Here is a 12,970-nt window from a genome sequence, read left to right as displayed (position 1 = left end):
ATCAACCAGAATTTCACTAAACAAGGTGAAATTCTGGTTTTAGATTGCAAGTTACCAAAGTGTTAAATTACAATCATTTTGTTTACACAAATACCCCAAACTCAGGCCTGTATTGATTCCATGAAGCGGTTCGCAGCGATAGTAAGTGCGTTCACATTAGCACTTAATGTGTCGATAATTTCTCCTTTAAGCGCCGCAGAAACCAAAACCATACAGTTCAATATTACCGAAACTCGTGCCGAGTATTCACTGTTGCAATTTGCCAACCAAGCGCAGCTGTCGTTCGCCATTTCCTATGAGCAAATTGTCGGTATAAAAACCCATCCCCTTGTAGGCAGCTATACTCTAGAACAAGCTGCAAACATATTGTTTACCAACACGCCTTTAGAGGGCGTCATAGATAGTGAGGGCAGATTTACTCTCCAAACCCGCCAAGCATCGACAAACATTACTAAGCCAATCGGCACAACGCCATCATCTTCGCCTAAAGAAGAGCGTGGAGAATCAATTGAAACCATTGAAGTAGTAGGCCTGAACAACGACCTACCGAGAAATTTGCGGCTCAAACAAGTCTCCGATGTCGTGCAAGAGTCAATTAGCCAGGAACAAATAAGTCGACAGCCTTCAAAAAACCTCGCTGATAACTTGCAGAAGAGTGTGGGTATAGCCATTACCAGAAATATCGGCGAAGGTGGTGAAGTATCAGTACGCGGTTTCGGGCCTGACTACAATGTCACCACGCTAAACGGGCGCACAATGGCCACCAGCAAAGAAAGTCGTAATTTTGATTTTCGCATTTTCCCCGGTGATTTTGTGAAGAATGTAGACATTGTGAAGTCTGCTCCAGCTGATCTCACAGCCGGAAGTATTGGCGCAAATATCGATATTCGCACGGCTCGCCCTTTTGATTATGATGGCCTACATATCGATACCCGCGTGGGGTTAAATACCAGCGAGTTAAGACCTAACTATGGTATACATTTTTCAACCCTGTTTAGTAACACCTATTTTAATGATCAACTCGGCGTCATGATCGGCATACTACACGACCGTTCCCAATATCGTGTAGACAGATACACAACCCAACGACTGGCACAATCCAACATTCTACCTGAAAATCTACAACAGCCTGTGTTGGACCAACAAGGTAACGCTGTCGAACTAGATACCTTGCGTCGCCCTTTACGGATGATTTTTGATGTACAAAAGGGTGAAAAACAGCGGGAGACGATAAACACGGTTTTGCAATGGCGCAGCCCAAGTGCCACTGTGCACACGTTAGATCTTATTTACGCAAACTATCGACGAGATTCCTTTTCGTCTGGCATTCAAATTCCGGGACAATCACCCAATTACCAAAACGTTGTCGTCGACCAAAACAGTACCTTGTTGGAAGCCGATATCTTCGATAATAATTTGGATGCGGTATTTGAACAGCAAGTAGAAGACATCAACACGCTAGCCATAGGCTATAACGTAAAATTCAATGTTGCTGGGTGGTGGTATAACCTCGATATTTCCCATTCAACGGCTTCCGCCTTTGAAACCTTGAATGCATTGATCCCACACTATGTGGGCGCCGATAACAAAAACATTCATCTCGACTTTACCCAAGGGGATGTACTGTCAGCCTCAACCAACATTCCCCTCGGGGATGTGTCGCAGATCAGTGCCCATTGGAATGGTAAGTTAGACTATTATCTCGACGATAAAGTGGATGAAATTAAACTCGATAGCCACTATCTATTCGATGACGGTTTGGTGGAATCGTTTAATTTTGGCATCTCTTATTTTATTCGCGATAAGTCTTTTGACCAATATAAATGGAACGATGACTACCAATGTGCGCCCTGTGGCGGCCAGGTAGACCTGCCTAATTATCTTTTTGAAGTAATTGAATACCCAGACTTTTTGGCGAATGCGTCGGGTGAACGACCGAGTCGATGGTTAATGCTCACTGATATCGAAGCTTACAACCTCAAAATTCAGAATATTATGGAAGCCCAGGGGATAGTGCCCGACGGAGTGAGTTGGAATGAGACCATTTTTGACCCATCCGCCTCCTACCAAAACCACGAACAAAATGTGTCGCTATACAGTAAACTCAACCTCACTGGCGAGTTTCACTCTTTCGATTGGCGAGCAAGCATTGGGGCGCGCTACCTAACCTTTAAAAATGTGTCTGACGGTTTTATTCAACATATTGAGCGTATCGATATCGATCCCAATTCCAGCGACAAAGAACTGCGTTTAAAGCTCACGTACAGTGACGCCGAACCGGCACAAGCCAAAAGTAAACGCTATTACTTTTTACCCAGTGCTAACCTGTCTGTAGACCTAAAGGGCGGATACCAATTCAAGGCAGCGGTAGCCAGAGTTATTAGTTTTCCCAAAATCGAAGAGCTGGGTATCAATAAAAAATTTACCTCTGATGACAGTGGAACCGTGTTACTCAGCGGGGGGAACCCAGACTTAAAACCATACTCTGCTACGCAATATGACCTTGCACTGGAATATTATGCACAACAGGGCCATGCATATTCAGCAACGCTATTTCACAAAAATATTGATACATTTATTTCCACATCGAGCTATGAAAGGCCTTTTCAAGGCGAGGTCAGTGATGATGTAAAACAAAGGCGAGAGCAAATTGTAGAGCTCGTGAATACCAGCGAAAATATTTCCGGAGGCTCGGTACTCGGCGTTGAACTCTCATCTAGAGTCAACCTAACACCTTGGTGTGGTTTCTGTCAGAGTTTGAGTACCGAATTTAACTACACTCAGATCATTAACAACAAAATCAACTCAGACCCCATCGATTTAGTATCAGTAAAAGAGCCAAAAAATATTATTGAAGGCCTCTCTGAGCGCGCGCTAAACGTTAATTTGGATATACGCCTAGGCGGTTTGTACAGTTTCTTTTCATACAGCTGGCGAAGTGATTTTCTGCATGCGCGTCAGGGCATAAGAACTGGAGGTATCCCCGAACACACACAGTCTTCAGGCCAATTGGATGGGCGTGTAGGTTACCGCTTCAACGATAATTTCGATGTGTTTTTAGATGTGTACAATTTAACCAGCTCAACCCACCTAGAATACGCTGATGTACGCAACCGCGTCACTCATTTTGAAGACACTGGCCTAAGCTACCACTTAGGTATTCGCATGCGGTGGTAGTGTGTTTTTATTTCTGAATCGTTAGAAGAGTATAAAGGTCGCGCCCTGAATATCTGTAGAGTATTACATGAGTAACAAAGAACACGCTTTCTTAGCGCCATTTATGGCGTTACGGAAAAATATTGCCCATTGTATTTCGCGGATAGTTCCGCCTGCTGATGTAGAAGATATCGTGCAGGATACCTACGTTCGTCTATGCTCTATCGAAGACAAAGACCCGAGTAAGTACAACAAATCGTTTCTATACACGGTTGCGCGAAACCTAGCCTTCGACCATCTCAAAAAAGCCGAAAACAAACTTACCGACAAGGTCGAAGATGAGTCTGAATTTCATGTAGAAGATAACGATAAACTCTATGACGAGGCGGTGACCAACGAGCAATTTGGTCACTTTTGTAAGCTGGTTCAGCAAATGCCCGCACAAAGTAGAAAGGTTTTCGTCTTACGAAAAGTGTACGGCTTTAGCCAACAGGAAATTGCCGATCAGCTAGGCATTAGTATTAATACTGTTTCAAATCAACTCGTCAATGGGATGAAGCGTTTTAGTGCGCTTCATCAAGCCAATATGAATATCGAGCCTGTGTCTGTGCAGAATGTTAAACGAGGTGGTTCCAATGAAAAATAACGTCATTCAAATGCCACAGCCCCACGCCAAGGCACAAGAAAAAATTGACGAAACAGCGCTGCATTGGTTGATGGAAATCGATAGAGGAGCTCTATCTCCCAAGCGTAAAGCAGAACTTATCGCTTGGATAGAAAGCGCTCCAGCGCATAAAGTGAGTTTTCTCGCGCACGCCAAGTTATGGGATGAATTGGATGTACTATCTGAATTATCCAACATCATTCCGTTTGAGCAACAACAAACCAGTCAGCAAAAGTCGCCCAAGTACTACTTGTACGCCGCTTCCGTTATCTTTGTGGTGGCTTTTGCTATGCTGTTCGTTCGGTTTAATTTACAACCCACCGCGTTGGGCGTGCCCGCCAGCCAAATCGCGTTCAAACAGAGTTATCAAACTAATACTGGTGAACTAAAAACGATACAGTTACCTGATGGCTCCGCGTTAACGCTCAATACCAACAGCCGTGTAACCGCGCAGTTTGATCAAAACTATCGCAATGTTTCATTAGAATATGGCGAGCTGCATATTCAGGTTGCTCACGACCATGAGAAACCACTCAACATCTTAGTTAACGACAAGATGATTCAAGCTGTCGGCACCTCATTTAATGTGCAATACCTGTCAGATAAGGCAATTCAACTTATCGTGTCAGACGGTAAAGTGATGCTAGCAAACAGTACGCTTTTGAACGACAAGGTAAACTTCGCAAAATTAACCAAGCCACTTAACCAAACATTGATGCTCAAAGCAGGGCAAAAAGTGTCAATCAATGCGACTCGCTCTATAAACAGTTTAAAATCAGCGGTCGAGGATGTGTCTAACAAACTCGATCTGTCTTTGTCATGGCTCACGGGAAGCTTAACTTTTGCGGGCGAACCTTTAGAGCAAGTGATCGCTCAGGTCAACCGCTATCTCACCCACCCCATACATCTAGCCAATGATGATGTTAGATCGGTGCGGGTTATTGGCCGCTTTGAACAAGGCAAACTAGATAATTTTCTGACCGACTTACAACGCAATTTCAATGTCCATTTGTCACATAATGCACAAGGAGAAATTATTCTTAGTAAAAAATAAGTTTTTTTTCACAGGTGTTAGTGTATTTTGACCGCCTGCTCGTTTATGTAACTGAGATGTAAACATCTTATTTAAAATGTTTGTTTTAAGTTTTGTTGCTGTAACTAAACAATCTTAATTAGATATAAACGAGAAAGAGAACAATATGAATGCCTCAAAAATGCACTTTAAACTTTCCGCACTAGCGCTAGCTACCTTTACCGCATTTTCAGCACAACAGGTCAGTGCAGCACAAGACGATAACGACGCTGCAAAAGAAAAAGATCCCACTGAAGTCATTGTGGTCACAGGGTTGCGAAACAGTCTTAACATGGCCGCAGACCTTAAACGCAATTCAGACCGAGTGATCGAAGCCATTGTATCTGATGATATTGGTAAATTTCCGGACACTACCACTGCCGCAGCCCTACAACGAGTGCCAGGCATTCAAGTTGTTATGGGAGATAATAACGAAGTGGTTAGCCCACTTATCCGCGGTATCGGTGACATCCTTACTACCCTTGATGGACGTGAAATTTTTACTGGCGTAGGTCGTGGTTTTGCTTTCCAAGACTTACCCGCAGAAGCACTTGCTGGTGCAGAAGTGTATAAGTCTAACACTGCCGATTTGAACGAAGGCGGTGTAGCGGGGGTAATAAACCTAAAACTACAAAAACCTCTTAACTTCAAAGAAGGGTTAACTACTGCAGTCAACGTACGAGGTTTCAAAGGCAGCAACGAAGATTCTGCAAGTTACGCCACCGGTGCGTTAGTTTCAAACCGCTGGAGTAGCGGTGAAGATGAATTTGGCGCTCTGTTCAACATCTCTTATTCAGACATTAATTTCGACCGTCCAGTGTCATTTAACTGTGACCCTCGTTCTGGGTCGAATGGCCCAGCAGGCGGTGACGGTGTAATCTTACCCACGTGTGTAGGTGGTGTAAGCCAGTTTGGCGACTACCAGCGCCCGCAATTCAACACTGCATTTCAATGGCGTATGGACAATGGCCTAGAGCTATACCTTGACGGTCTATATACCGAATACAAATCGCGTTGGGAATCAGACTTCATCTTCTCTGATATTTTTGCCGCACAAAGTATTACCAATAAACAAGCCGGTAGCGACTGCGCCACTTATAGCATTGATGGGGCAGGGTTCTACGCACCAGAAAACGGTCAAATGCAAGACTTGTGTATTGCCGATTCAGCCACCTTTAACAATGTACCTGGGCTAGCCAGTACTCAAGCCAAAGATAGCGGGACGGACCAATACTTAATTGGCACAGGGGCGCGTTTTGTTCAGGATGACTACGAAGTAGACTTTGATGTTTCATATCAACGCTCTCACACCCACAACCGCACAATTATTGTTGATATTGGTAAGCAGATTGATCAAGTCGATGTAGTCGTGGATGCAGGCGGTTACGGCACCACAACTATGCCCGGTGATCCCTTGAGCTCTGCCGACGATTTCCGCTTTGCCAACGGCTTGTTCCAAGATTTAAACGACGCTGTCGGCACCATGTTCGCCATGGAATCTAATGGTAAATACTACCTCGAAGACAGTGTATTTGAAGAAGTACAGTTCGGCGCCCGTTACGCTGACCGTGAATCAGTATTCCGTGCAAATGCACCGGGAGGCCCAGCTGCCCCGGGTGGCAACCGTGTAACTTTAGTCGACTCAGTAGGCTTGCCCGATGACTTTTTGGTGAAGTCACCAACTAGCATTCCCTACATCAATGGCGGGCAGCACTGGATGACGCCTGATCGTGATTTCTTATTGGATCACACCGATGTACTGCGTGAAATTTACGGCGCTCAACCCGGCGACCCTGACTGGGCACCAGAACGGAACTATGACGCCACCGAACAAACGTTATCTGCCTACTTACAAGGTAAATACGCCGTTAGCTTAGGCGACTATTATATTGATGGTTTATTGGGTTTACGCGTTACTCGTACATCTCGTGACTTGACCGGCACAGGCCTAGTTAGAGCAGCCCCCACAGACGAGAACCCGAACCCAGCTGCAGAGCCTACCACGGTGACAAATTCTACTAGTGATACTAGCTTACTGCCTAACATTAGTGCGCGTGTAGAGTTAATGGATGATTTGCAATTGCGTTTTACTGCGGCAAAAACCATATCTCAGCCAGCATTTGGTGACTTGAACCCAGGTTTGACCTATGAAGTACCATTGAACGCCAATATTCGCCCCAATGGTGGTGGTGGTAACCCAGACTTGAAACCGCAGAAATCCAATGCCTTTGATGCAACGCTAGAATACTACTTTGCGCAAAGCAGTTACGTATCAGCTGCCGTGTATTACCGCACATTGAAAGACCGCGTTATGTCACAAACTACCACAGAAACCATTGATGGTATTGAGTACAACATCACACGGCCTCGTAATGCCGCAAACGCCACCTTGCAAGGGATTGAATTATCTTCGCAGTTGTTCCTCGATTCTGTGTTCGATAGTTTGCCTTCGGCCCTTGATGGCGTGGGTATTATGGCCAACTTCACTTTAGCAGACAGTGAAATTACCACCGACGGCGACCCACTAGAAGGAGAGCCGTTACAAGGGGTTTCTAAGTACAGCTACAACTTAGGTTTACTCTATGAGAACCACGGTTTTACTGGCCGCTTGGTTTACACCTATCGCTCGAAATACAGTGAAGCTTTGTTAAATACCATTCGACCTGTAGGCGCAGGCCCGCAGTTCAACATGGTTAAAGCCACTGGCCGACTCGACTTCTCATTAGGCTATGACATCAATGAGAACCTTACCGTATCTGTAGATGGCACCAACCTAACAGGCAACAAATACTACAGCTACTTCGAAACTACGGCTTTCCCACACGATGTACGTGATGACGAGAAAACCCTTGGTATGAGCTTACGCGCCAAGTTCTAAAACCCTCCTAAAGCCAAGTAGCTCCGCGCTACTTGGCTTTTCATCATTTGAATAAGTGGAACCTAGAGATGAAGTTACCCAAAATACTGCTTATGGCCCTTTTGGCGTTTAACGCCACTAGTTTCGCCGGCCAGCCCAATCCTCCAGGACAAGTTACCGATGGCGAAAAGCCTGTTAACGAAGCCTATTTGTTTGCTCATATGACTCATGCTGATTACGGCAGATTGTACTATTCAGTGAGCGTAGACGGCCTGCATTGGTTTCGATTAAACCAAGGTGAAAGAGTCTTTAATGAGTATCAAGGTCATCCTGATATCACCCGTGGCCCTGATGGCACCTACTACATCGCAGGCAATACAAGCGATGCCTCGCCGGATATCAATATTTGGCGTTCACAGGATTTAATCACCTGGCAAAAACACACGGTTTATCGCCCCGAATTATCAGCAACCCCTAACTATTCTCGCGCTTTACAGCGCATTGGTGCGCCAAAACTGTTTTACGACAAGGCCTCTGCACAATTTGTGATGACATGGCACACTCCGCATTTGGAAGGCACCGACGACGACCCAGAGCGCTATTGGAATAGCCAACGCACCTTATATGTCACCTCAAAAGATCTACGACACTTTGATGCGCCGCCTAAAATGTTGTTCGATTGGGATATTGGCACTATCGATGTGTTTATCCGTCACGCCGAAGGGCAGTACTGGAGCATCATTAAAGATGAACGTTACCCCACTCTAGATTGGGTAACCGGAAAGACCATTCGCATTGCTCACGCCGATAATTTGCTTGGCCCCTATACAGAATTAAGTGCGCCTATTAGCCCCAATTTCCGCGAAGCCCCCATGCTTATTCCCTCGCCAAACGGAAAAGCCTGGTACATGTACTACGAGCAATATCCTGGGGTGTCTTACGGCTTGTCTGTCGCGGACTCACTAAAGGGCCCTTGGTACCAAATTTCAGGTTATACCTTTTTTGCCGATTGGGATAAGTATTCCATGCCAGCAAAGGTTAGACACGGCGCCATGATCACAATCACTAAGTCGCAATACAACCAACTCGTCGAGCACTTTGGCATCGACAAAAGCGGTCAATAATTTCTTAGGTTTATGAACAATATGAAACTGTCAAAAATCACAACAACATTAATACTGGGATTAGGTTTATCAGGCCTGTCTGCCTTTGCCTACTCGGCACAACTATCACTCAATAGCATCAAAATTGACGATAAGAAAGTCAGTGCTCCCGCAACGGTGAAACACGCTGAGCAGGCGCTTTATATTACCGATGAAGAAAGAAGCAGCTACTTATTGACCGCAGATATTAAACTGGATGGCCTCAATGGCGAGGTAGGCTTTGTCTTGCGCACAGCAAATGAAGAAAAAGGCTACACCACGGGCATAGACGGTAAACGCCAACGGGTGTTTTTAAAAACCGAGCAAGAAATGATCAGCGAAAAAGCACTGCACGCCAAGGCAGGTCAATGGTACAAAGTCAGGCTATTGGTTCGTAATAACCATTTTGTGCTGTTCCTAGATGATCACACCATCACTGCAGACACTTTCCCTCAATACGATGCCGTAGACGATAGCTTTAGTGCCGGTAAACTCGGGTTTTACACGACCTCAGATAAGGCACAAATTCGCAATGTCACCATCAGTGATTATCCTAACGCTGAACCACAACTTAGCTACACAAACCCGGTACAACTCAATTGCGCTGACCCTGGCGTATTAACCTATCAATCGACTTACTACGCCTATTGTACCTATACACCTGACTTTCCCATGATGCGTAGAGGCATTCGCTTGTACACATCAAAAGACTTGGTTAACTGGCAAGATCAAGGCTTTGTATTGAAGAACGAAGATTCTTGGGGAACGTCACGGCATTGGGCACCCGATGTAACGGAGAAAGACGGCACATTCTATATGTATTACGCCGTAGACGAGCGCATTGCAGTAGCCACTTCCGATTCACCGATGGGGCCATTCGTGCAAGATATTCAAAAGCCGATGGAGCCAGACTCAATTAAAATTGATGCCCACGTGTTTACCGATGATGACGGCAAACGCTACTTCTACTATGTCGGGTTTGATAACGGTAACCATTTATGGGGAGCTGAGCTTAACGATGACATGATGTCGGTTAAAACCGATACCATGACCCATTTGATCGCCCCCACAGAGCCTTGGGAAACCCACATGGCGAATGTCGCTGAAGGGCCGGTGGTGTTAAAGCACAAAGGTTTATACTACATGACTTATTCGGGCAGTCATTTCGAAAGCCCCAACTATTCTATTGGCTATGCCGTAGCGGAACACCCGCTCGGACCATGGAAAAAATACGCCGACAATCCCATCATGAAATCCACGTCTTTTGCTCACGGCACCGCCCACCACAGCCTAGCAAAATCTCCCGATGGCAAAGAGTGGTTCGTGATTTACCACCAGCATTTTAGTCAAACGCAAACAGAGCCTCGCAAAATTGCGATCGACCGCATTCGCTTTGTGCCCCAAGACAATGGCCCAGATATTTTGCAAACCTGGGGCCCTACACTCACGCCTCAACCTCTGCCAAGTGGTAGTGCGCAATAAGTTTGATACGACATCAGTTTAAGCGGCGCTGAACTCTGATGTTCGCGCCCGATTTTATGGAGAATACAATGAAGAAGTCACACCACCTCGGGCTCGCGTTTGTCACGCTGACCCTAGCGATGCTTGTAGGCTGTCAAAAGCCTGTACCTAAGGCTAATCAAGTACAGCTAGAAGTGGAAAAATGGGGTGAAGCAGACGGTCAACCTGTGCACTTATATACCCTGCGCAATGCCAATGGCATGACGGTAAAAGTGTCGGATTGGGGCGGCTATTTGCAGTCAATTTTAGTGGCCGACAGAGAGGGTAAATTTGAAGATATCCTCGTGGGACACGACAACTGGCAAGACTATTATCAAGATTGCTGCTATGCCGGCCCCATTGTTGGTCGGTTTGGTAACCGTATTGCCCAAGGCCAATTTTCCATTGACGGAGAGCGCTATCAACTAACCAAAAACAATGGCGGCCCCAATAACGACTTAAACCAATTACACGGTGGCTTAAAAGGTCTGCACAAGCGTTTGTGGGACAGTAAAACCATTCCCAATGGCGTGGAACTAAGCTATTTGTCGAAAGACGGTGAGGAGGGCTACCCGGGCAATTTGCAAATTCGTGTGAACATTACTTTGTCGCAAGACAACGCACTCACGTTCGAATACTTTGCACAAACCGATAAAAAAACCCACGTCAATCTAACCTCACACACCTACATTAACCTGCACGGCAATATGGCCAGAGATATCGAAGACCATGTATTGCAGATAAAGGCTGACAAAATCACCCCTGTTGATGAGTATTTAATCCCAACGGGTGAGCTTGCCTCTGTGGCAGGTACGCCTTTTGATTTCACCACCCCCAAAGCCATTGCCAAAGACATTCGTGCTAACAATCAGCAGCTAAAATACGGCGGTGGTCAAGATACCCAACACGGTGGATACGATCACAACTGGGTGTTTACTGATTACGATGGCAGCCTCAAAAGCCAAGCAAGTCTGTACGAACCAGAAAGTGGTCGCTTACTTGAGATCTTCACTCAAGAACCTGCAATTCAGTTCTATTCCGGCAACTTTATGGATGGCAGTATGACGGCCAAAAATGGCAAGCCCGTGCTATTTCGCTATGGCTTAGCACTCGAGCCTCAGCACTACCCAGACTCGCCCAATCAACCGAATTTTCCGTCAACATTGTTAGTACCGGGTGACACTTACCACACCATTTCAACTTACAAGTTTAGTGTGAAATAACGGACAACAAGGCAAGGAATAGAACAATGAAAAACACAAAATTTATCCCAACGGTACTTTTTAGTGCGCTATTAGCCGCCTGCAACAGCTCTTCAGGTTCGAAACAGGTCGAAACACCAACGCAGACGCCACCGCCTGGCAACTCACTGACCGTGCAAGAACAATGTGAACTCGATACTTTTACCAATGCAGAACAAGGGGCTGATATTCAAATTGAATGGCAGCAAGACACCGTACAATTCGTCAATGGCGGCGTGTATTCACGGGTACATAAACTCGCAGACGGTCGCTTAATTTTGGTCTACAGCGAAGGCCCAGCGGTTGTGTATCGGATTAGCGAAGACATGGGCGCAACTTGGCAAGCTCAGCAAACTGTAGCCAGTGGTGGCGATGCCTACAACTACACCAATGCTGAGTTTATCGAACTCAGCGACGGCACTTGGATCTATGGCTGGAATGCAAGACCCAAGCAAGAACACGGTGATGAGACCTTCCAGATAAAACTGGCAATCTCTTATGACAAAGGCGACACCTGGCAAGACGAACAACTCATCTTTTCTGCGGCGAACAAGTTTGATCAAGGTGCGTGGGAGCCTGCGTTCCTACAGTTACCATCGGGTGAATTACAGCTGTATTTCGCTAATGAGTTTCCCTATGGCGATACTAACCAAGATCAAGAGATCAGCATGGTGCGCTCATTTGATTCAGGTATTACCTGGGGTGACGTAGAAACCTTATCGTTCCGCGAAGGTAGCCGCGACGGTATGCCGGTGCCTATTCTGTTACGGGACCAATCTGACATCGTATTTGTGATTGAAGACAATGGTATTAACGGCAACTTTAAGCCGGTAACTATTCGAACCAGCTTAAACGATAACTGGATGTCGGGTGTGGTAGATGCCAACAGCGACAAACGAGCCCACGCATTAAGCCCCGAGTTTCAACTCGACGGCGGTATATATGCTGGCGCGCCTTATATTGCTCAACTCCCCACAGGTGAGACCATTTTGTCTACCCAGACATCTCAATGCCGTAAAGGGACGCTTGCGTACTTACGGGTATATATGGGCGATGCTGATGCCAGAAATTTTGCTTACCCAACAACGCCATTTACCACGGATTTGGTGAAAGAAGATGGCGAAGCTCTGTGGAATGGCATTACCGTGCTAGACGAAAACACCATTATGGCAACCAGCTCAATTAACACCGGAGACCCTTCCACACCCAACGGCATTTATGTGGTAACAGGCAAGATCATTCGAAACTAAACCCTTGTTGAATGCCAAACAGCGAAAGTCTTGGGGCTTTCGCTGTTTCATCAAGGCGCTAAAACCCAACCAACATAACGCCATATAT

8 protein-coding genes are annotated in these 12,970 nt (G+C 45.9%); all 8 read left to right on the top strand.

The window, feature by feature from the left end:
• Positions 1 to 120 precede the first annotated feature (120 nt).
• The 8 genes from ACXAH6_RS04775 (at position 121) to ACXAH6_RS04740 (ending at position 12,882) form a co-directional block, all read left to right on the top strand.
• Complete coding sequence (locus ACXAH6_RS04775; protein WP_474875494.1) at positions 121 to 3,177, top strand: TonB-dependent receptor; 3,057 nt, start codon at positions 121 to 123, stop codon at positions 3,175 to 3,177.
• A 67-nt stretch (positions 3,178 to 3,244) separates the two neighbouring features.
• Positions 3,245 to 3,802 (top strand): RNA polymerase sigma factor, encoded by a 558-nt coding sequence (locus tag ACXAH6_RS04770; protein ID WP_474875493.1) that lies wholly within the window; start codon positions 3,245 to 3,247, stop codon positions 3,800 to 3,802.
• Entirely contained in the window at positions 3,792 to 4,874 is a 1,083-nt protein-coding gene (locus tag ACXAH6_RS04765; protein WP_474875492.1) for a FecR family protein, read from the top strand. The genes ACXAH6_RS04770 and ACXAH6_RS04765 overlap by 11 nt, the downstream gene beginning before the upstream one ends.
• Positions 4,875 to 5,019: 145 nt before the next feature.
• Positions 5,020 to 7,770, top strand: coding sequence for a TonB-dependent receptor (locus ACXAH6_RS04760; RefSeq protein ID WP_474875491.1), 2,751 nt, complete (start codon positions 5,020 to 5,022; stop codon positions 7,768 to 7,770).
• A gap of 68 nt (positions 7,771 to 7,838) precedes the next feature.
• The gene (locus tag ACXAH6_RS04755) at positions 7,839 to 8,873 is read left to right on the top strand and encodes a glycoside hydrolase family 43 protein (protein WP_474875490.1); all 1,035 of its coding nucleotides are present in this window, start codon (positions 7,839 to 7,841) and stop codon (positions 8,871 to 8,873) included.
• A gap of 21 nt (positions 8,874 to 8,894) precedes the next feature.
• Positions 8,895 to 10,373: a family 43 glycosylhydrolase gene (locus tag ACXAH6_RS04750; RefSeq protein ID WP_474875489.1), complete on the top strand. Its 1,479-nt coding sequence runs from the start codon at positions 8,895 to 8,897 to the stop codon at positions 10,371 to 10,373.
• Between the two features lie 68 nt (positions 10,374 to 10,441).
• Entirely contained in the window at positions 10,442 to 11,614 is a 1,173-nt protein-coding gene (locus ACXAH6_RS04745) for an aldose epimerase family protein (protein ID WP_474875488.1), read from the top strand.
• A gap of 26 nt (positions 11,615 to 11,640) precedes the next feature.
• Positions 11,641 to 12,882, top strand: a complete 1,242-nt coding sequence (locus ACXAH6_RS04740; protein WP_474875487.1) for an exo-alpha-sialidase — start codon at positions 11,641 to 11,643, stop codon at positions 12,880 to 12,882.
• Positions 12,883 to 12,970 lie beyond the last annotated feature (88 nt).

This window comes from Alteromonas sp. ABE4_545 (assembly GCF_056161325.1).
This window is presented reverse-complemented; position numbering and strand designations above follow the sequence as displayed.